This is a genomic window from Streptomyces acidiscabies (genome assembly GCF_020010905.1).
Classification (GTDB): domain Bacteria; phylum Actinomycetota; class Actinomycetes; order Streptomycetales; family Streptomycetaceae; genus Streptomyces; species Streptomyces acidiscabies.
Window position 1 is genome coordinate 4,250,513 of record NZ_JAGJBY010000001.1, and the last position, 21,940, is coordinate 4,272,452.

General features: G+C 71.7%; 14 protein-coding genes. 12 read left to right on the plus strand and 2 right to left on the minus strand.

Going from position 1 to position 21,940, the window contains the following annotated elements; translation table 11 throughout:
* Positions 1-441: 441 nt before the first annotated feature.
* Together J8M50_RS19640 and J8M50_RS19645 are read right to left on the minus strand one after the other, a co-directional pair.
* Positions 442-2,751 (minus strand): C40 family peptidase, encoded by a 2,310-nt coding sequence (locus J8M50_RS19640; protein ID WP_178855056.1) that lies wholly within the window; start codon positions 2,749-2,751, stop codon positions 442-444.
* A gap of 163 nt (positions 2,752-2,914) precedes the next feature.
* Entirely contained in the window at positions 2,915-4,459 is a 1,545-nt protein-coding gene (locus J8M50_RS19645) for an AMP-binding protein (RefSeq protein ID WP_010355265.1), read from the minus strand.
* Between the two features lie 184 nt (positions 4,460-4,643).
* Between J8M50_RS19645 and J8M50_RS19650 the strand changes: the two genes are divergently transcribed.
* The 12 genes from J8M50_RS19650 (at position 4,644) to J8M50_RS19705 (ending at position 21,938) form a co-directional block, all read left to right on the plus strand.
* Positions 4,644-5,282 carry a LysE family translocator gene (locus J8M50_RS19650; RefSeq protein WP_040836997.1) on the plus strand — a complete coding sequence of 213 codons (639 nt, stop codon included), beginning with the start codon at positions 4,644-4,646 and terminating at the stop codon, positions 5,280-5,282.
* Between the two features lie 430 nt (positions 5,283-5,712).
* Entirely contained in the window at positions 5,713-6,294 is a 582-nt protein-coding gene (locus J8M50_RS19655) for a GTP cyclohydrolase II (protein WP_010355263.1), read from the plus strand.
* A gap of 15 nt (positions 6,295-6,309) precedes the next feature.
* Positions 6,310-8,007 carry a WD40 repeat domain-containing protein gene (locus tag J8M50_RS19660; protein ID WP_010355262.1) on the plus strand — a complete coding sequence of 566 codons (1,698 nt, stop codon included), beginning with the start codon at positions 6,310-6,312 and terminating at the stop codon, positions 8,005-8,007.
* Positions 8,004-9,008, plus strand: coding sequence for a formylglycine-generating enzyme family protein (locus J8M50_RS19665; protein ID WP_223786233.1), 1,005 nt, complete (start codon positions 8,004-8,006; stop codon positions 9,006-9,008). Before J8M50_RS19660 ends, J8M50_RS19665 begins: the two co-directional genes overlap by 4 nt.
* The gene (locus tag J8M50_RS19670; RefSeq protein WP_010355260.1) at positions 9,005-10,039 is read left to right on the plus strand and encodes a formylglycine-generating enzyme family protein; all 1,035 of its coding nucleotides are present in this window, start codon (positions 9,005-9,007) and stop codon (positions 10,037-10,039) included. The genes J8M50_RS19665 and J8M50_RS19670 overlap by 4 nt, the downstream gene beginning before the upstream one ends.
* 9 nt (positions 10,040-10,048) lie before the next feature.
* Entirely contained in the window at positions 10,049-11,182 is a 1,134-nt protein-coding gene (locus tag J8M50_RS19675) for a flavodoxin family protein (RefSeq protein WP_010355259.1), read from the plus strand.
* 35 nt (positions 11,183-11,217) lie between these two features.
* Positions 11,218-13,104, plus strand: coding sequence for a non-ribosomal peptide synthetase (locus J8M50_RS19680; RefSeq protein WP_010355258.1), 1,887 nt, complete (start codon positions 11,218-11,220; stop codon positions 13,102-13,104).
* Positions 13,101-18,620 carry a type I polyketide synthase gene (locus J8M50_RS19685; protein WP_010355257.1) on the plus strand — a complete coding sequence of 1,840 codons (5,520 nt, stop codon included), beginning with the start codon at positions 13,101-13,103 and terminating at the stop codon, positions 18,618-18,620. The genes J8M50_RS19680 and J8M50_RS19685 overlap by 4 nt, the downstream gene beginning before the upstream one ends.
* Positions 18,617-19,477, plus strand: a complete 861-nt coding sequence (locus J8M50_RS19690; protein WP_010355256.1) for a 3-hydroxyacyl-CoA dehydrogenase family protein — start codon at positions 18,617-18,619, stop codon at positions 19,475-19,477. Before J8M50_RS19685 ends, J8M50_RS19690 begins: the two co-directional genes overlap by 4 nt.
* Before the next feature lies 1 nt (position 19,478).
* On the plus strand, positions 19,479-19,733 hold the full coding sequence (locus J8M50_RS19695) for an acyl carrier protein (protein WP_010355255.1): 255 nt from the start codon (positions 19,479-19,481) through the stop codon (positions 19,731-19,733).
* Positions 19,726-20,853, plus strand: a complete 1,128-nt coding sequence (locus J8M50_RS19700) for an acyl-CoA dehydrogenase family protein (protein ID WP_010355254.1) — start codon at positions 19,726-19,728, stop codon at positions 20,851-20,853. Before J8M50_RS19695 ends, J8M50_RS19700 begins: the two co-directional genes overlap by 8 nt.
* Positions 20,838-21,938: an HAD-IIIC family phosphatase gene (locus tag J8M50_RS19705; protein ID WP_010355253.1), complete on the plus strand. Its 1,101-nt coding sequence runs from the start codon at positions 20,838-20,840 to the stop codon at positions 21,936-21,938. The genes J8M50_RS19700 and J8M50_RS19705 overlap by 16 nt, the downstream gene beginning before the upstream one ends.
* Positions 21,939-21,940: the final 2 nt, after the last annotated feature.

Sequence of the window (21,940 nt, forward strand, 5' to 3'; positions counted from 1 at the left end):
TCCTCGCGTCATCCGCCCCAGGAGCCGCTGTCCGTCCAAGGAAGGCGCCGTCGCCTACGCCTGGAACTAATCGCCGAGGGCCACGGGCTGGAGAAGGCAGCTCTGGATCACGGTCGTCGAAGGACGGGTACCAGGTGTCGTCCCTGGCGAAGCCGTTGGTACAGGCCGCGTCGTCGAGGGGGGGCCGTGGGGGGTCGGGACCGGCGGCATGTCAGCGCTTGCCACCGCAGGCAATGGGATCACCGACGCCACGGCTCCGATGGGCGACGGCTCCGGCCCGGCATCCTCCCGGCCCAGCCGAGGGACAAGCCGACCGAGCAGGCCGACGACGTCGCCATCGATGACGACACCGCGGGGAGAGCCCCCCTCGCGTTCTGAACTCCGGTGCCACGGAGAAGCCCGGGCGTCCGCTCCCCGGAAGAGGCGGGCGCCCGGGCGTCGTCAGGCCCGGGTCTCCGGGTCCAGGGCCGGGGGCCTGGTGCAGTCGATGACCCGGTCCAGCCAGGCCGGGCCCTTCAGGTAGATGTTGCTGATCCATGCCTTGTAGTCCGGCAGGTAGGACCAGACGTCGTTGGTGACGCCCTCGGCGGTGATCGACTGGGCGTGCTTCTGGCAGCCGATCCTGACCTGGGTGGGGCCGCTGAAGGTGCTCTTCACGTCTGACGTGGTGTTGGGGTGCGAGTGCGTGTTCACCCCGGTGCCCCACGTGCTGAACATGCCGTCGGCGCCCGCGCTGGTGCCCCCGCCCGTACCGGTGTCGGGGTCCAGGGCCGGCGGCCTGGTGCAGTCCATCACGCCGTCCAGCCAGGCCGGGCCCTTGAGGTAGATGTTGCTGATCCAGGCGCCGTAGTCGGGCAGGTAGGACCACGCGTCGTTGGTGACGCCCTCGGCGGTGACGGACTGGGCGTGCTTCTGGCAGCCGATCTTCACCTGGGTGGGGCCGCTGAAGGTGTTCTTCACGTCCGAGGTGGTGTTGGGGTGCGCGTGAGTGTTCACGTCGGTGCCCCAGGTGCTGTTGGAGCCCGTCGAGGTGCCGCCCCCGCAGTCCGGTACGCCGTCCAGCCAGGCCGCGCCCTTGACGAAGATGTTGCTCACCCAGCCGCCCACGTCGGGCAGGTGCGACCAGGCGTCGTTGGTGATGCCCTCCGCCGTCACCGGCTCCGCGTGCTTCTGGCAGTCGATGTGGATCGCGGTGGGCGCGGAGAACGTGGTGACCAGCGAGCCGGAACGGGACGGCGTGGAGCGTACGTTGACGCTGGTGCCCCAGGTCGAGTGCTCCCCGGAGCCCGTGGAGCCGCCGCAGTCGGGGACGCCGTCCAGCCAGTAGCCGCCCTTGACGTAGATGTTGCTGATCCAGCCGCCCAGGTCGGGCAGGTGCGACCACGCGTCGTTGGTGATGCCCTCGGCGGTGACCGACTCGGCGTGCTTCTGGCAGTCGATATTGACGGCCGTCGGCCCGGGGAAGGTGGTGACCACCGAGGCCGAACGCGCCGCTGCGGAGCGTACGTTGATCCCGGTGCCCCACGTCATGTGGTTGCCCGAGCCCATGCCGCCCATGAACCGCAGCCCGCCCGCGTAGTCGGTCATGTCATGGCTGTTGAGGTCGGAGACCATCACATGGGTGTCGGACTCGCGCGCCTCGACGATCTTCCCCGCGCCCAGGTAGATGGCCACGTGGTGCACCGACCGCTTGCCGAAGAACACCAGGTCACCGGGGCTGAGTGCCGAGGTGTCGGTGCCCAGCCGCTGTCCCGGCAGGCTGAAGATGCCGGCGGCCGTGGTGTTGCCCATGACGTCGTACCCGGTCGCCTGCGACCAGGCCCACCGCACCAGCCCGGAGCAGTCGAAGCCCTTGCGGTACGGGTCGTTCTTGCTGCGCACGGGGTCCGTCTGGTCGACGAAGCCGTACGAGGCACCGGGCGAGCCGCCGTGCCCGCCGCCCCAGCTGTACCAGGTGCCCGCCGCGACCTGCGAACAGGCGGCGTCGATCGCCCGGTTCGCGGCCGGCGAGACCGCCGTACCGTGCGCCGCACACCCCCAGGTGTTCTGCCCGTCCGGCGCGCCGTACTGCCACGGCCAGTAGATGTGCCCCATCTCGCAGGGGATGTAGGCGTTCCGCGACAGGTCGACGGGGTAGCGGCACTGCGTGTCGAGGTGGTCGAGGAAGCCGTCGGGGTAGGCCCACTGGTGCCATTCGCCGTGGACGATTCCGTACGACAGGTTCTTGGCGTACTGGTCCCAGATGATGTCGCCGACGGGGGAGGTGTAGGTGAGCCACTCGCTCAGGCTCCACGGCCCGTCGGCCCGGACGTGCAGCAGGAGCGCGCTGTCCGTGCGCTCGATGGAGAACACGATGGTGCGGCCCGCGCCCTCGGAGTGGCCCGGGAGCGACACCAGCCGGAACCCCGTGGTGTACACGTCGGTCGCCTGGACCGGGTTCGAGGTGCCGAGGTACGAGAGCATGCACTTGGCGCCGGGCTTGAGCGGACCCGTGCAGTCGGTGTCGAACGCGAAGTACTGGGCGAACCGCCACTCGGCCATCGCGGCGACCTGCCAGGCCGCGGGTTCGGCGGAGCCCTTGTCGACGGAGGCCAGGGTGTACGTCAGCTCGTGCGCGTCGTCCGCGCGGGCGGCGGTGGTGCCGGTGAACAGCAGGGTGCCGATCGTCAGGATCAGACCGGCGGCGACGGTCAGGGCGCGCTGCCACATAGAGTGCGGGCGTCCCGGAGCCCGTGCGACATGTCGGGTCATCTTCAATTCCTTGGTCAAGAGGATGCACGCCTCCGGTGGCTGAAAGCCGACCCCCGGTCGGCCGGAAACGTGCGCACGGGATCATAACGTTGTCAGCCCACGGTCAAAGTGGACCGTGGGCGAACTTTTCCGGATGATCCCCCCTGATCGACCGATGCTCCCCCTAGTTGACCCGGTGCTCCCGCCCCTCCCAGTACGGCGCCCGCAGCCGGAACTTCTGGATCTTCCCCGTCGCCGTGCGCGGGATCGACGCGCGGAACTCGACACTCGTGGGCGCCTTGAACCCCGCGAGGTGTTCCTTGCAGTACGCGATCAGCTCCGCCTCGCCCACCTCGGCGCCCTCCGCGAGGACCACCAGCGCCTTGACGGTCTCACCCCACTTCGAGTCGTCCGGCACACCGATGACGGCGACCTCGGCGACCGCCGGGTGACCGAAGAGGGTGTCCTCGACCTCGATCGACGAGACGTTCTCACCGCCGGTGATGATGACGTCCTTCTTGCGGTCGGAGATCGTCAGATGGCCGTCGGCCGAGTCGAGGGAGCCGCCGTCGCCGGTGTGGAACCAGCCGCCCGCGAGCGCGTCGGCCGTCTCCTCCGGTTTCTCCCAGTAGCCGTCCAGCACGACGTTGGAACGGGCCAGCACCTCGCCCGCGTCGGAGACCTGGAGCCTGACACCGAGGGCGGGAACCCCGGCGCGGGAGAGTTTGCGGGCGCGTTCGCGTGCGGGCAGGGCCGTGTCCTCGGGGCGGGTGCGGTTGAACGTCAGCAGGGGCGAGGTCTCGGTCAGGCCGTAGATCTGCGTGAACTCCCAGCCCAGCTCCTCCTCCACCCGCTGGATCAGCCGGCTCGGCGGCGGCGCCCCCGCGCACACCAGCCGTACGCGGTCCCGGCCCGGGATCTCGCCCTCCCAGATCGCCGCCGCGTTCAGCACGGCGCCCCACACCGCCGGCGCCCCGCACATCAGCGTCACGCCGTGCTCGTCCACGCGGCGCAGGATCTCCGCCCCGTCGACCTTGCGCAGCACGACCTGCTTCGCGCCGAGTCCGGCCATCACGAACGGCATCCCCCAGCCGTTGCAGTGGAACATCGGCAGGGTGTGCAGGTAGACGTCCCGCTCCCAGGCGCGCGTGTGCAGGCCGAACGTCAGGCCGTTGACCCAGATGTTGCGGTGCGTGAGCTGAACTCCCTTGGGGCGCGCGGTCGTTCCCGACGTGTAGTTGATCGTCGCGGTGGCGTCCTCGTCCGGCTCGGCCCACGGCCGCGGCTCCACCCCGAACCGCATCAGCGCCGTGTCCGTCTCCTCGCCGAGGACGAAGCGGTGCGGTACGGGGATGCCGGCGACGGCGTCCGCCAGCTCGGCGTCGAACAGCAGCACCGAGGCGCCGCTCTGCTCGACGACGTACGCGATCTCCTCGTGCTTCAGGCGGAAGTTGACGGGTACGCAGATCCGTCCGCTCATCGGCACGGCGAACAGAAGCTCCAGCAGCCGCGCGGAGTTGTGGCTCACCACCGCCACGCGCTCGCCCTCACCCACGCCGAGCCGGTCGAACCCCGCCTGCCACGCGCGCACGCGCTCCGCGAGTCCGCCGTACGTGTTCTCCGTGACCGGCGCCGCCGGCTGGTCCGGCTCGTCGATCACCCCCGGACTCGCGGCGAAGCCCTGCTCCGCGCGGTCCAGGAAGTCCGCGATCGTCATCGGAACGCGCATCGCTGGTCCTCACTCCCCATCGGTGGCCGATGTCCATAACGCTCCCCGCTCGGGGCGGGGCCGACGCTTGTCCTGCGCAGGCTCAACAGGGGAGGGGGTGCGGAGGTGACGCGGCTGTGAGGGCTTTCCGCCCAGGTGACGCGTGCCTTGTGGCCCCGGAGACGACCATGGTTACATGGGAATCATGCTGTCCACAGACCGGTTACTGGCGTTCTCGGCCATGTCCTTCCTGTTGATCGTGATACCCGGGCCGAGCGTGCTGTTCGTGATCGGGCGGGCGCTGGCGCAGGGTCGCCGGGCCGCGCTGACCACGGTCGCGGGTAATACGATCGGCGCCTATCTGCTCGTCATCGCCGTCGCGCTCGGGGTCGGTTCCCTGGTCGAGCGCTCGGTCGTCGTCTTCACCGCGCTGAAGCTCCTCGGGGCGGGGTACCTCGTGTACCTCGGCGTCAAGGCGTACCGCCAGCGGGGCGCGCTGCAGAACTCCTTCACGGGCGACGGGCCCGTCTACGGCGGTATGCGCACGCTGTGGGAGGGGTTCGCGGTCGGGGTGGCCAACCCCAAGACGATCGTGTTCTTCGCCGCCGTCCTGCCGCAGTTCGTCGACCGGGACCAGGGACACGTGGCCCTCCAGATGCTGCTGCTCGGTCTCGTCTTCAACATCATCGCCGTGGCGTCCGACTCCGTATGGGGCCTCGCCGCCGCCACCGCGCGCCAGTGGTTCGCCCGCTCGCCGAAACGACTCTCCCTCGTCGGAGGGCTCGGCGGCCTCTCCATGATCGCCCTCGGCGTCACCGTCGCCGCGACGGGCCGGAGCGACTAGCTCGCCAGTTCCCCCTTGTTCCCGCTCGCACGCCACCCAGTGTGGCGTGCCGGAGCGGTTTTTCGTGTGTCCGTACAGAGTTTGTTTTCCGGATCCTTTGCTTCCTCACAGCTGTTGTCGGAACATCCCTGTTCGGCGTGCCGAATAAACAGGAACGATCGCTTCGGTCACCAAGATTATTTCCGGTGCCGCGACCGCAACCTCAGAGACTATGGGGCACTCCCTTGACAGGAGCAAATCGGTGCGGGACCGTGACGGAGGATCAAGTCGGGGCCTGCTGCATTCAGAATGCGGCAACAGTGGCGAGACGGTCCCGGCTGGACGTGTAGAGCCGACTTGAGGGTGACGGGGAATGTCATTAGAGAACCGTTCTGCCTACTCGCTCAATGAAATGCAAAGCAAGTCGGGGACTCCCCGAATACGTACGAGAGTGAGTGTTCCGCTCGAAGTCGCCGGCGGAGAGTTCGCGGCGACCGAAGTCATCACCTTCGAGGGCCTCGACGACGGCCGCGAACACCTCGTCGTGGTGTTCGGCGACGCCCTGGAGCAGCCCGTTCCGATCGTCCGGCTGCACTCCGAGTGTCTGACCGGCGATGTGCTCGGATCCACCCGCTGCGACTGCGGCCCGCAGCTGCGGGAGGCGATGACGCTGATGCACAGACGCGGCGGCATCCTGCTCTACCTCCGTCAGGAGGGCCGCGATATCGGGCTCTACAACAAGCTCGACGCCTATGCGCTGCAAGACACCGGAATGGACACGTTCGAAGCCAACCGGGCGCTGAATTTCCTGGACGACCAGCGGACCTATACCTCTGCGGCGCAGATGCTGGTGACCCTGGGTCTCAAAGAGGTGGAGATCCTCTCGAACAATCCGGAAAAGATCCGTCAGCTGCGCGAGAACGGTGTTCTGGTCCAAGGTCAGCGACTCACGGGTGTCCATGTCACCGATTCGAATCGCGAGTACCTGAAAGCGAAAGTCGTGCACGCCGGCCATTCCATCGACATCGACTGACGAGGAGTCTGGATCGTGATCGAGCACAGGAGTCCGATCAGCGGAATCGCCGCCTACGCGGACAAGTACATCGCCAGCGCCGGCTACGACAACCAGGTCATCCTCTGGGACCAGAGCACGGACCGCCCGGTGAACCGCGTCCTGCACGACCACCTCGCGAACCAGTGCGCCTTCAGCCCCGACGGAACCCTGCTGGTGACGTCGTCCAGCGACTACACCGCCCGCCTGTGGTCCGTCCCCGAACTGCGGCTGCTCGCGGTCCTGAACGACCAGGCCGACGACGTCGAGATGTCGGCGTTCCACCCGTCCAGGGAACTGGTGGCCACCGCCTCCCGCGACCACCGCCTGCGCGTCTACGACTTCAACGGGAACCTCGTCCACTCCTGCGCCGGCCACACCGCCGACGTCATCTCCGTCGACTGGTCGGCGGACGGATCGGAGCTGGTCACCTCCAGCGACGACGGCACCGTCAAGCGCTGGTCCTCCGCCACCGGGGAGCTGCTGGAGGACATCGACCTCGGCGGCGTCGAGACCGACACGATCGTCATCGACCGCGACGGCACCATCTACGCGGGCAACGACGAGGGCCAGATCATCGTCATCCGCGGCGAGCGGCGCTCGACGGTCCAGGGCCACGACGCCGGGATCAAGCGCCTCGTCCTCGGCGCGGACCGGAACCTGCTGGTGAGCCTCAGCTACGACCGCAAACTGCTGCTGTGGCAGACCTCCGGCGGCGAGCTGCGGCAGGTCGGCGAGTCCGGCATCCCCGACGACGTCTGGCCCCGGTCCTGCGCCTTCGCGGCCGGCACCACCCTGGTCTTCGGCACCTTCGGGGCCTCCTACCGCTCCTTCGACTACGCCACCGGCGCGTGGAGCACCGGCGAGGTCGCCCCCACCCCGGGCGTCAACGCGGTCGTCGCCCACGCGGGCAGCGTCTACACCGTCGGCGACGCCGGCATCGTCGTGCGCGACGGCGCCGAACAGGCCCGGACGGGAAGCCTCTGCAACTTCCTGACGCCGGTGAGCCGCGAGCTGACGGTGACGGGCGGCCAGCTCGGCAAGGTGATGGACGCCGCCACCGGCCGGGTCCTGCGCCAGCACCGCTCGCCCCTCAACTGCGGGGCCCGCTTCGAGGTGGACGGCGTCGCCCATGTGCTGATCGGCGCGTACACGGGAGAGGGCCTGGTGTTCCGGCTCGACCCCGACGGCGAACTGCGCCACGTGACCGACCTGCCGCTGCACGAGAACGCCGTGAAAGGCGTCGCCGCCTCGGGCGACCTGCTCTTCTCCGTGTGCGCCGACACCGGCGTGGCCTGGCACGACGCCCGGACGCTGAAGCTCGTGCACCGCATCGAGAGCGCGCACGACCGGATCGCCAACGGCTGCGTGGGCCTCAGCGAAGGACACTTCGCCAGCGTCGGACGCGACCTCAAACTACGGCTGTGGGCACCGGACTTCAGCTCCGAGGTGGTCCCCACGGCGCACCCCAACTCCATCAAGTGCATCGCCGCCGACCCCACCGGACGCCTGATCGCGACGGGCTCGTACCACGGCCACGTCATGATCTACGACCGGGAACGCGCGACGTGGGTCGTCGAGGACAGGCCGACGACGTCCGGGATCTCCTCGCTCGCCTACGACGAGGACCGCAGGGTGTTCCTGGCCGGTTCCTACGACAGCGCGGTCTACGAGATACCGGGGGAGTCCGCGTGACCGCTCGGCCCGGGAGGCCCCTGCCGATCGTGAAGGACCCCAACCGGCTCGACGACCGGGGCGCGATGGGACTGCCCGGATCGCTCGTGGAGCGGCTCCCGCACGACGTGTTCGCGGGCCACCCTGACCTGTTCGGGATGAAGCCCCGCGACCTCGCCGGCATCTGCTCCGACGAGCACCAGCCGTTCGCCCGCCGGTACGCCGCGGGGTCGCTGCTGGCACTGACGGGCGACCCCCGGATCAGGCCCGACGACCCGGAGACCGTCCCCGTCCCGGCGGCGCGGTGCGCGATCGGCATCCCGCCCGAGCGCGTCGGCGAGGTGGTGCGCCAGTGGGCCGACGTCGGCGTCCTGGACTCCTGGATCCGCAAGGAGGCCCCCCGCCACCACGTCGACATCGAGGCGTTCCGGATCATGCGGTACCCGGTCACGAACCTGGAGTACCGGCTGTTCCTCGACGACACCGGCCTCGACGCCCTGCCCACCTCCTGGGAACTCGGCAGCTACCCCGTCCACCGCGCGAACCACCCGGTCTGGACGGTGCGCCCGGAACACGCCGACGCCTACGCGGCCTGGCTCGCCGACCGCACCGGCCGCGCGTTCCGGCTGCCGACCGAGGCCGAGTGGGAGTACGCGGCCGGCGGGGGCGACACCGAGCGGGAGTTCCCCTGGGGACCCGACTTCCGCGGCGACCACGCCAACACCGTCGAGGAAGGACCGCTGACCACCACCCCGGTCGGCATCTACCCGGCGGGCCGCAGCGTGTTCGGCGCCGACGACATGGCCGGGAACGTGGAGGAGTTCGTCGCGGACGACTACACCGCCTACCCGGGCGGCGACGAGGTCGCCGACGACCTCACGACCGGCGGCAGCTACCGGGTCGCGCGGGGCGGCAGCTTCACCCGCTTCGGCGACCTGGCCCGCTGCGCGCGGCGCCACGGCTGGTTCGACCGCAGGATCTACGCGATCGGGTTCCGGCTGGTCGAGGAGGGGGCGCTGTGACCCTCGCGAGCGGCCACACCATGGCCGTCAACCTGGACGTGATCGGCGACCGGCAGGCCATGCGGCTGCCCCCGCAGTTCACGGGACGCTGCGACCCCGACCTCCTCGGCGAGCACACGGCCCGGCTGCTGGGGGAGTACCCCGGCGCCCTCGCCCGGATCGCGGAGGACCCCGCGGCGCCCTTCGAGCGGCGGTACATGGCGGCCACCCTCTGCGGCCTCGTCGGCGACCCCCGGGTACGGCCCGACGACCCGGCCATGGCGGACATCCCCGCCGCCCGGGTGCGCGTCGGCCTCGACGAGGCGCGCATCCCCGCGATCCTCGAACGCTGGCCGGACGCCGGGCTCAAGGAGGCCTACCTCCGCAAGGAGTGCCCGGCCCACGACGTGGAGACCGCCGCGTTCCGCATCATGCGCTACCCGGTCACCAACCTGGAGTACCGGCGTTTCCTGGAGGACACGGGAGCCCGCTGGCTGCCCACCTCCTGGCAGTTCGGCTGCTACCCCGACCAACTGGGCAACCACCCCGTGTGGACGGTCCCGGCGCAGGCCGCCGACGCCTACGCGGAGTGGCTCGCCGACCGCACCGGCCGCGCGTTCCGGCTGCCGACCGAGGCCGAGTGGGAGTACGCGGCGACCGGCGGCGACAGCCGCGAGTACCCCTGGGGCGACACCTTCGACGAGCACGCCGCGAACACCTCCGAGGCGGGTCCCCTGTCCACCACCCCGGTCGGGATCTACCCGGCGGGCGCCTCCCCCTTCGGCGTCCTCGACCTGGCCGGGAACGTGGAGGAGTACACGGCGGACGACTACGGCCCCTACCCGGGCGGCGAGTTGATCGCCGACGACCTCGTCCCCTACCCGGGCGGCATGAGGTCCGGCGACGCGAGGCTGCGCTCCTTCAGCACGTACCGGATCGTCCGGGGCGGCAGCTTCACCCGGGGCGGCGACCTGGCGCGCTCCCGGCGCCGGCACGGCCTGTACGACCGGTCCCACTACGCCGTCGGGTTCCGGCTCGCGGAATCTCCCTAGGGCGGACGCATGCACAGGACGCCCCGGGTCGCGGTCATCCACTACAGCAGGAACGGCACCGTCCACGCACTCGCGCGGGCGGCAGCCGCAGGAGCGGAGGCGGACGGCGCACACGTACGCCTGCTCCGCGTGGCAGGGGAAGGAGAACACGGCGGGGGACCGGTGGCCGGTCACGGGGACCTGCGCTGGGCGGACGGCGTCGTGCTCGCCACCCCGACCTACTTCGGGAACATCGCCTCCCCGCTCAAGCGGTTCATCGAGTCGGCCTCGGGACTGTGGAGCGAAGGCGTGCTCGCCGACCTGGTGGTCACCGGCCTCACCAGCTCCAACAGCCCGCACGGCGGACGCGAGACGACCCTGCTCGCCCTCTACCAGAGCATGTACCACTGGGGCGCGCTGATCCTGCCGGCCGGCACCACGGAAGGGGCGTTCACAGCGGCGGGCGGCAACCCCTACGGCGTCGCCGCCCCCTCCGACCCGGACGGCCTGGTCGGCGCCGCGCACCAGCGGGCGGCGCACGCCCTCGGGGTCCGGCTCAGCCGGACCTGCGCCCGCATGACCGGACCGGCGTGCCGGGAGAGCAGCAGGGTCGCCGTCGTCTGCGACCCCGCCGAACCCGGCATCCGCGCGCTGGCGTCCGCGATGGCGACGGGCGCCGGGAAAGCGGGCGCCGAGGTACGGCTCCTCGACGTCGGTGACGCCGTACCGGCCGACGTGGAGTGGGCGGACGCGGTCGCCCTCGGCGCCCCCGCGTTCCTCGGCGGCGTCTCCCCGACCCTCCTGCGGTTCCTCGCCGACTGCGAGCCGCTGCGCACGGCGGGGCGGCTCGACGGCAAAGCGGCGACCGGGTTCGTCACGGCCCCGCATCCGCACAGCGGCAGCGAATCCGCGCTGCTCGCCCTCTACAACGCCCTGCACCACTGGGGAGCGGTCATCGTGCCACCCGGCTACACGGACCCGTCGATCACCAGCGCGGGCGGAAACCCGTACGGGATCTCCCACACCACGGCCCACGGCCCGCTGCCGGGCCCCGAGACCGTGGCCGCGGCGACCTTCCAGGGCGACCGGCTGGCCCGCATCACCACACGGCTGCGCGACCCCGCGTACCGGCACGAACCCGTACGGCCACGGGCCGTCCGCTGACACCCCGGTACCCCGCTCGCGGGAGAGGAACAGTGATGACATCTGCGACGCCACACGAGCCCGGCACCACCACGATCCGCCACCTCGGGCAGCTCCTGCGCGAGCAGGACGAACGCCGCCCCGAGGCCCCGGCGATACTCTCCCCCGGCCTGCCCGCCCTGACCTACCGCGCGCTGCGCCGGCAGGCCGACCGCACGGCGCAGGCCCTGTCCGAGGCGGGTGTCGCCCGCACCGACCGCGTCGCGATCGCGCTGCCGGGCGGCCCCACCACGGCGAGCGCCCTCGTCGCCGTGGCCTGCGCGGCCACCGCCGCCCCCCTCGACCCCGGGGGCCGGGCCCGGGAGTTCGACGCCCTGTTCACCGACATGGGCGTGACGGCGGTCGTCGTCCAGCGCGGCACCGACACCCACGCGGCGGCCGTCGCGCGGGCCCAGGGCCGCCTGGTCATCGAGCTGGTGCCGAGGGGAGCCGCTGGCGAGTTCGACCTCGTCCCCGACACCGCCTCCCGCGCGGCGGCGGGGGACACGGACGGCGAACCGGCCGACACCGCGTTCCTCATGCACACCTCCGGCACGACCGGCCGCCCCAAACTCGTCCCCCAGAGCCACGACCTGGTCTGCGCCTCGGCCCGCAACATCGCGGCCAGCCTCGGCCTCGGCGAACGGGACCGGTGCCTCAACGTCCTGCCGCTCTTCCACGGGCACGGACTCATGAGCCCCCTGCTCGCCACCCTGTGGGCCGGCGCGAGCGTCGTCTGCCCGCCCGCCTTCGACGCCGGCGCCTTCCCGGGCTGGCTCAGGACCTACGAACCGACCTGGTACACCGCCGTACCGGCCATCCACCAGGCCGTCGCGGGCGTCCTCACCGGCGAACCCACCACCCTGCGCTTCGTGCGCTCGGCGTCCGCCCCGCTCCCGCAACGCCTGCGGGAGTCCCTGGAGGAGGCCACCGGAGCCGTGGTCATCGACTCCTACGGCATGACCGAGGCCTGCTCGATCATCACCAGCAACCCGCTGCCGCCCCGCGAACGCAGGCCCGGGTCCGTCGGCGTCTCCATCGGCAACGAACTCGCCGTACGGGGAGAGGGCGGCAAGTTCCTCGCCCCCGGCGAGGAGGGCGAGATCGTGCTGCGCGGCGAGACCGTCATCAGCCGCTACGACGACAACCCCGACGCCGACGCGAAGGCCTTCACCGACGGCTGGTTCGGGACCGGCGACAGCGGCTACCTGGACGAGGACGGCTACCTGTTCCTCACCGGCCGGCTCAAGGAGATCATCAACCGGGGCGGCACCAAGGTCTCGCCCGTCGAGGTCGACGAGGTCCTCCTCGCCCACCCCGGCATCGCGGAGGCCGCCGCCTTCCCCCTCCCGCACGCCACCCTCGGCGAGGAGGTCGCGGCGGCGATCGTCCTCGCACCCGGAGCGGACCCCACCGACGAGGCCCTGCACGACTTCCTCGCCGCCCGCCTCGCGGAGCCGAAGATCCCCCGGCGGCTCTTCCGCGTCGAGCGGATCCCCCGCACCTCGACCGGCAAGATCCAGCGCTCCGGACTGGCCGCCCGCCTCGACCGGCCCGACACGGCACGCCGGGCCGCGCCCGGCACCGCCCTGGAGAGCGCCGTCGCCGGCATCTGGGGCGAACTGCTGGGGCTCGAACAGGTCGGCACCCGCGACCACTTCTTCGACCTGGGCGGCAACTCCCTGCTCATCCGGCAGGTACAGGTCCGCATCCGGGAGACCACCGGCCGGGACGTACCCGTCGTGGAGCTGTTCGCCCACCCCACCGTCGAAGCGCTCGCCGCCCACCTCGCCACCACCGACGCGGCGGACGAGCCGGACGAGGGCCGGGGACGGGCGGAAGGAAACCGACGGCTGGCGCAACAGCGCGGCCGGCGCCGACAGCAGACGGAAGACGAGATATGACAACGGGCCTGGAGATAGCCGTCGTCGGGATGGCCTGCCGCTATCCCGGAGCCGCGAACCCGAGGGAGTTCTGGACGAACCTGCGCGACGGCGTCGACTGCATCACCCGCTTCGACGAGGACGAACTCCTCGCGGCGGGCGTCCCCCGACACCTCCTGCGCGACCCGGACTACGTACGGGCGAGAGGGGTCGTCGAGGGCCACGACCTCTTCGACGCGGAGTTCTTCACCATCCCGCCGCGCGAGGCCGAGCTGATGGACCCGCAGCACCGGCTCTTCCTCGAATGCGCCTGGGAGGCCCTGGAGGACAGCGGATACGCGGGCACCCGCCGCCCCACCGCCACCGGCGTCTACGCGGGCGCCTACGAGAACACCTACCGCCGCCACGTCCTCGCCGACCCCGAGACGGTCGAATCCGCCGGCTGGCTGCTGACCCACCTCAGCGGCGAGCGGGACTACCTGGCCACCCGGACCTCCTACAAGCTGGACCTGCGCGGCCCCGCGCTGACCGTCCAGACCGCCTGCTCGACCTCCCTGGTCGCCGTCCACCTCGCCGGACAGGCGCTGCTGAGCGGCGACTGCGACCTCGCGCTCGCCGGCGGCAGCACGGTCCGGGCCCGGCAGACCGAGGGCTACCTGTTCGAACCGGAGGGCATCCTCTCGCCCGACGGCCACACCCGCGCCTTCGACGCGGACGCCCGGGGCACCGTCTCCTCCAGCGGCGTCGGGGTCGTCGTCCTGAAGCGGCTGGAGGACGCGCTGCGCGACCGGGACACCGTGTACGCCGTCATCAGGGGCACCGCCGTCAACAACGACGGGGCCGCCAAGGTCGGGTTCAGCGCCCCCAGCGTCACCGGACAGGCCCGCGCGATCCGTGCGGCCCACCTGATGGCCGAGGTCGACCCCGCCGCGATCGGCTACGTCGAGGCCCACGGGAGCGGCACCTCGCTGGGCGACCCGATCGAGGTCGAGGGGCTCACCCGGGCGTTCCGCGCTGTCTCGGGTTCGCGTCCCATCGGCTCCGTCAAGACGAACATCGGGCACACCCACGCCGCCTCGGGCGTCGCCGGTCTCATCAAGACGGCCCTGGCCCTGCGCCACCAGCAGATCCCGCCGAGCCTCGACCACCGGCAGCCCAACCCGGACATCGACTTCGCGCGCTCCCCCTTCCACGTCGTCACCGAACTCACCGAGTGGAAGACGGACGGCGCCCCCCGGCTCGCCGGGGTCAGCTCCTTCGGCACCGGCGGCACCAACGCCCACGCCGTCCTGGAGGAGGCCCCCGCCCGCCCCGAGGCGCCCTCCCGCCGGCCCTGGCGGCTGCTGCCGCTGTCGGCCCACACGGAGTCCGCCCTGGAGACGGCCACCGACCGCCTCGCCGCGCACCTGCGCGACGCCGACGGCCGCCCGCTGGCCGACGTCGCGTACACCCTCCAGGTCGGGCGGGCGCGGTTCGCCCACCGCCAGGCGCTGGTGTGCGCGGACGCAGCCGACGCCGCCGAGGCCCTGGAGAGCCGGGCACCGCGCCGGCTCCTGCGGCAGACCGTCCGTCAGACCGGCGAGCGCCCCGTCGCGTTCATGTTCTCCGGCCTCGGCGACCAGTACCCGGGCATGGGGCGGGAACTCTACGAGTCCGAGCCGGTCTTCCGCGCCGAGGCCGACCGGTGCGCGGAGCTGTTCCGCCCGCACCTCGGCATCGACCTGCGCACCCTCCTCTACCCCGACCCCGCGCCAGGAGCCGCCCCGGCCACCGGCGGCATCGACCTGCGCGCCATGCTCGGCCGGGGCGCGGCCCCCGCCGCCGAACTCGACCGCACCCTGTACGCGCAGCCCGCCACCTTCCTGGTGGAGTGGGCGCTGGCCCGGCTGTGGACGGACTGGGGCATCCGCCCGCAGGCCATGCTCGGCTACAGCATCGGCGAGTACGTGGCGGCCTGCGTCGCCGGGGTCCTGAGCCTGGAGGACGCCTGCCTCCTGGTCGCCGCCCGCGCGCGCCTGATCGAGGAGATGCCGGGCGGCGCGATGCTCGCCGTCGCCCTGCCCGAGCACGAGGCGGCCCCGCTCGACGACCGGCTCTCCGTCGCCGCCGTCAACGGCCCCGCGCTGACCGTGCTCGCCGGAGCCGTGGACGCGGTCGCCGACCTGGAGGACCGCCTCACCCGCGACGGCGTCGCCGCCCGCCGCCTCCAGACCACGCACGCCTTCCACTCGCACCTGATGGAACCGGGCCGGGCCCCGCTCGCGGAACTGACCCGCACCGTGACCCTGAACCCGCCCACGATCCCCTACCTGTCCAACGTCACCGGCACCTGGATCACCGACGACCAGGCCACCGACCCCGCGTACTGGGCGCGCCACATGTGCGAGACCGTCCGTTTCGCGGGCGCCGTCGAGGAGCTGTGGCGCACCCCCGGCCGCGTCCTCCTGGAGGTCGGCCCCGGGCAGGCGTACAGCAGCCTCGCGCTGCAACTGCTGCCCGAGAACCCCGAGACCCCGGAGAACACGGCCGGCGACCGCATGTCCCTGTCCTCGCTGCCCGCCGCCCACGACAGCACCCCCGCCGCCCGGTTCCTGCTCACCTCGCTGGGCCGTCTCTGGCTGGCCGGCGTGGAGCCCGACTGGGACCGCGTCCACGCGGGCGAGACACCGGGGCGCGTCCCCCTGCCCACGTACCCCTTCGAACGCCGCCGGTACTGGATCGACGACGTCACCACCCCGCGACCGCCCCGGGCCGAGGCCCCGTCGATGGCCAGGCGGGAGGACCTGGCGACCTGGTTCTCCGTCCCCTCCTGGGCCTCCACCGCGCCCCTCGACCCCGTGCGGGACGAGGAGTTGGCGGCCGAACCCCGGCGCTGGCTGCTGTTCCTCGACGACCACGGCACCGGGCAGCGGATCGCCGACCGGCTGGTCCGGGCCGGGCACGACGTCACCACGGTGGTCCGGGGCGAACGCTTCCAGCGGCTCGCCGAAGGGCGTTTCGCCCTGGCGCCCGGCCGCCGGGAGGACTACGACGCGCTGCTGGGCGCGCTCGCCACCCCGCCGCAGACGGTCGTCCACCTGTGGACCGTGACCGGCGAGGACCCGGAGACGTTCGACGGACTCCAGCAGCGCGGTTTCGACAGCCTGCTGTTCCTCGTCCAGGCCCGGGGCGCCCGGGGCGACGACGCCCCCCTGCACCTGGCCGTCGTCTCGGACGGCCTGCGCCAGGTCACCGACGGCGAGGTGGTCACCCCCGCCAAGGCGACGGTCACCGGACCCGTCACCGTGGCACCGCAGGAACACCCCGGCCTCACCGCGCAGAGCATCGACATCGCGCGCACCGCCCCGGACGCCGACCGCCTCCTCACCGAACTCGTACGGCGGCCCGCCGACCCCGTCGTCGCCCATCGGGGCCGGGGCCGCTGGACGCCGCGCTGGGAACCCGTACGGCTGGAGCAGCCCGAGCGGCCCCCCGCCCGCATCCGCGAGCGCGGCGTCTACCTGATCACCGGCGGGCTCGGCGGCATCGGGCTGACCCTGGCCGACCACCTCGCGCGCACCGCACGGGCCCGCCTGGTCCTGGTCGGGCGCTCACCCCTGCCCGCGCGCGAGGAGTGGGCGGACCTGCGCGCCGGGGACGACGAGACCGCCGCGCGGATACGCAAGGTCATGGCCCTGGAGGAACTGGGCGCCGAGGTGCTGGTCCTCGCGGCGGAGGTCACCGACGAGGACCGGATGCGGGCCGCCGTCGAAACGGCCACCGCCCGGTTCGGCCCCCTGCACGGCGTGATCCACGCCGCCGGGGTCCCCGGCGGCGGCGTGATGCAGCTCAAGACCCCGGACGCGGTCGCCGCCGTCCTGGCACCGAAGGTGCGCGGAGCCCTCGTCCTGGACGCGGTCCTCGGCGACGCACCGCTCGACTTCCTGCTGCTGTGCTCCTCCACCATCGCCTTCAGCGGGGGCCTCGGCCAGGTCGACTACTGCGCCGCGAACGCCTACCTCGACGCCTACGCCCAGCACCGGTCCGCCGCGGGCGGCCCGTACACCGTGTCGGTGAACTGGGACGCCTGGCAGGAGGTCGGCATGGCCGCGAAGGTCGTCGGCCGCACCCCGGACCCGCGCGCCCTCGGCAACCCCCTGCTCCACACCTGCCTGGTGGACACCCCGGCCCTCGCGGTCTACGCGGCGCGGTTCAGCACGCCCCGGGACTGGCTCGTGGACGAGCACCGGATGCTCGGCATCTCCGTCATCCCCGGCACCGCGTACCTGGAGATGGTGCGGGCGGCAGCGGCCGACCGGGGCCTCGGCGGCGCGGTCCGGTTCGAGGACGTCCTGTTCCTGGCGCCGGTCGTGCTGGGCGAGGACCAGGAGCGCGAAGTCCGCGTGGTCCTGGAGAAGGCGGCGGACGACCACCGGTTCTCGGTCGTCAGCGCGGACGGCGAGCGCTGGAGCGAGCACGTGACCGGCCGCGTCCTGCCCCTGCCGGACCCGGACACCCAACCACCCCACGTGGCCTCCGAGTTGGTGGAGCGGTACGGCCTGCGGGACGCGGGAGAGGTGAGCCACGACGGGCCGATGACCTTCGGGCCGCGCTCGCAGTGCGTGGAGGCCGTCTGGACGGGCGAGGGCGTGGCCCTGGCCCGGCTGTCGGTCCCGGCACGCTACGGCGAGGAGGTGGCCGCGCTCGGCCTGCACCCCTTCCTCCTGGACATCGCCACCGGGTTCGCCAGCCTCTACCTCGAACGCGACTACCTCATGCCGCTGCGCTACCGGGCCATCGACGTCCTCGGCCCGCTCCCCGCGCGCATCCACAGCCTCCTCACCTACCGGGGCGAGCCCGGACGCACCTCCCGGGAGACCCTCTCCTTCGACGTGACCCTGTTCGACGAGGACGGCCACGTCCTGCTGCGGGCCGAGGAGTTCGTCATGAAGACGGCCCGCGCCCTGGACACGAAACTGCCGGCCCTGCGCGACGGCCGCTCCGACGAGGTCGGCACCTACACCTACCCGGAGATCCGCAGGGACGACGAGAACGCCTTCCTCGCCCACCTGGAGACCGGCATCCTGCCGGCCGAGGGCGCGACCGCCTTCGAACGCCTGCTGGCCCGGGAACTGTCGCCCCAGGTGGCCGTCGCGACCAAGGACCTCGCGGCGATCGTCGAGAACGTCGGCGCCCTCGGCTCCGGCCCCGACGAGCCGGACGAGGCGCGCACCCCCGTCCCGGCCCACCCCAGGCCCGCGCTCGCCACGGCGTACGTCGCCCCGCGCGACGCACTGGAGCAGGCGCTCGCCGAGCTGTGGCAGGACCAGATCGGCGTCGCCGGGGTCGGCGTCCACGACAACTTCTACGAACTCGGGGGCCATTCACTGCTCGGCATCAAACTCCTGGCCCGCCTGCGGGACACCCTGCACGTCCAGGTCGCCCTGCAGTCCCTCTTCGACAACCTCACCGTCGCCGAACTCGCCGCGGTCGTCGCGGCGCAGCTTCCGGACGGGCCAACTCAGCAGCAGGACCAACAGAACGGGAGACAGGCGTGAGCCGGGTCGGTGTGGTGGGCGCGGGAGTCATGGGCGGCGGGGTGGCCCAGAACCTGGCGACCGCCGGGCACGAAGTGGTTCTGATCGACGTCAGCAAGGAGGTACTGGACCGCTGCGCCGAGCGGATCCGCGACGACCTGCGCTTCAGCAGGCTGCTCGGCACGGCGGCCGGGACGGTCGTGGACGCCGCCCGCGCACAGGAGGCGATCACCTTCACCACCGACTACGGGGCCCTCGGCGACGTCGACTTCGTGGTCGAGAACGTCACCGAGCGCTGGGACATCAAGGCGCGGGTGTATCCGGTGCTCGACGAGGTGTGCCCGGAGCGTGCGGTGTTCGCGGCCAACACCTCCGCCATCCCCATCACCAGGATCGCCTCGCTGACCGGGCGCCCCGCGAACGTCCTGGGCATCCACTTCATGAACCCGGTGCCCCGCAAGCCCGTCGTCGAGCTGATCCCCGGCCACCACACCTCGAAGGAGTCGGTCGGCACGGCCCAGGCACTCCTGGCGAGCATGGGCAAGACGGGCATCGTGGTGAACGACTCACCGGGCTTCGTGTCGAACCGGGTCCTGATGCTCACCGTCAACGAGGCCGCGTTCCTCGTGCACGAGAACGTGGCCACACCTCAGGACGTCGACAAGGTCTTCACGTCCTGCTTCGGCCACCCCATGGGGCCGCTGGCGACGGCGGACCTGATCGGGCTCGACACGATCCTCTACAGCATCGAAGTACTCCACGAGAGCTTCGGCGACAGCAAGTACCGACCGTGCCCCCTGCTCAAGAAGATGGTCGACGCCGGTCTCCACGGCCGTAAGACCGGGCAGGGGTTCTTCTCCTACGCCTTGGAGGTCTGACATGACGGCAGCGGTGGGACCGGAGATAGCGAAGTTCCTGGCCGGCAGTTTCCCGAACCTGGAGATCGGCGACGACGAGGACCTCTTCGAAGGGGGCATCGCCAACTCGCTGTTCACCATCCAGCTCATCATGTTCGTCGAGAAGCGCTTCGGGGTGCAGATCCCCAACGAGGACCTCGAACTGGACAACTTCCGGACCGTCACGGCCATGACCAAGCTGGTCGAGCGGCTGACACAGGCGCGGTCGGATGTCTGACCGCCCCCACGGCAGGGAGGAGTTCCGGGCCGCCGTCGACGCCGGGATAGCGCCCCGAGCGGCCCGGTTCGACCGCGACCAGGCCATCCCCCGGGACGTCCTGGACCACATGGGCGAGCTGGGCTGGTGGGGGGCGATCCTGCCGGCCGAGGTGGGCGGCTCGGGCCTGGACATGGTGACCCTGGGGGAGCTGCACGAGGAGGTCGGCCGGGGCTGCTCCTCGGTCCGCAGCCTGCTCACCGTCCACTCGATGGTGGCGTACGCGGTCTCCCGCTGGGGCAGCGAGGAACAGCGGACCCGCTGGCTGCCCCGGCTGGCGCGCGGCGAGACCATCGGCGCCTTCTGCCTGACCGAGCGGGAGGCGGGCAGCGACGTCGCCACCATCGCGGCCACCGCCGTCCGCCAGGACGACGGCGGCTTCGTCCTCGACGGCGCCAAACGCTGGACGACCGGCGGCCAGATCGCGGGTCTCCTCCTGGTGTTCGCCCGCACCGGGCGCGGCATCTCGGCGTTCCTCGTCGAACGCGACACCCCGGGCGTCGAGGTCCGGCCCGTCCACGACATGCTCGGCACCCGGGGCAGCATGCTCGCCGAGATCGACTTCCGGGACTGCCGGCTCGGACCCGAAGCCCTCCTCGGCCCCGACGGCTTCGCGCTCGCCACCGTCGTCACCGGCGTCCTCGACATCGGCCGCTACAGCGTCGCCTGCGGCTGCGTCGGCATCCTCCAGGCCTGCCTGGAGGCCGGGGCGCGGTTCACCGCCGAGCGGGGCGGACGCACGCAGGCGCTCAGCGAGCACCAGCTCATCCGGCAGATGCTGACGCAGATGGTCACCGACGTCAGCGCGGCCCGGCTGCTGTGCCGGCAGGCCGGGGAGCTGAAGGACCGGCAGGACCCGCAGACCATCATGGCCACCTGGATCGCCAAGTACTTCGCCTCGACCGCCGCCGCCTGCGCCGCGAGCGACGCCGTACAGATCCACGGGGCCGTCGGCTGCTCCCCGGACCATCCCGTGCAGCGGTACTACCGCGACGCCAAGGTCATGGAGATCATCGAGGGCAGCACCCAGATCCAGCAGATCAAGATCGCTGAGGAGGCGTACAGGTGGACAGCCAGGTAAGCGCACCGGCCGTCCCCGGAGGACGGCGCGAGACCCCCAGGGACAAGCCGCGCCGGGGCCGGATCAAGTGCGTGGTGTGGGACTTGGACGAGACGCTCTGGGACGGCGTCCTCCTGGAGGACGGCGAGGTCGCCCTGCGGCCGGCGGTCGTGGAGCTGATCGAGGAACTCGACGCGCGCGGCATCCTCCAGTCGGTGGCCAGCAAGAACGACCACGACGCGGCCATGGAGCGGCTGGCGGCCTTCGGGCTCGCCGACTACTTCCTCCACCCCCGCATCGGCTGGGGGCCCAAGTCCGACTCCGTGGCCGCCATCGCCACGGCCCTCAACATCGGCGTCGACTCCCTCGCGTTCGTCGACGACCAGGAGTTCGAACTGGAGGAGGTCGCCTTCCGGCACCCGCAGGTGCTGTGCGTCGCGGCGGCCGAGATGGGCCAGGCGGTCTACGGCTGGGAGGAGTTCCGGCCCCGGTTCATCACCGACGAGTCCCGCAACCGCCGCTCGATGTACCGCAGCGCCATCGAACGGGACCAGGCGGAGGAGGAGGCGAAGACCACCGGGGAGGACTTCCTCGCCACCCTCGGCATGGTCTTCACCATCAGCGACGCCGCCGAGGAGGACCTGCGCCGGGCCGAGGAACTGACCGTACGCACCAACCAGCTGAACTCCACCGGCCAGACCTATTCCTACGACGAACTCAAGGAGCTGGGCGCGTCCCCCGACCACCGCCTCCTCGTCGCCGACCTGGAGGACCGCTTCGGGCAGTACGGCAAGATCGGCCTCGCCCTGGTCGAGACCAGCGGACCGGTCTGGAAGCTGAAACTGCTGCTGATGTCCTGCCGGGTGATGTCGCGCGGGGTCGGCGCGGTCCTGCTCAACCACGTCATGACCCTCGCCCGCGACCACGGCGCGGCGCTCCAGGCGGAGTTCGTCGAGACCGGACGCAACCGCATGATGTTCGTGACCTACCGCTTCGCGGGCTTCCAGGAGGTCGGCAAGAACGGGGACGCGACCCTGCTGGAAGCGGACCTGACACGGGTCCAGCCGGCCCCCGACTACCTGGTGGTCACCCCACCGGGGACCTGACG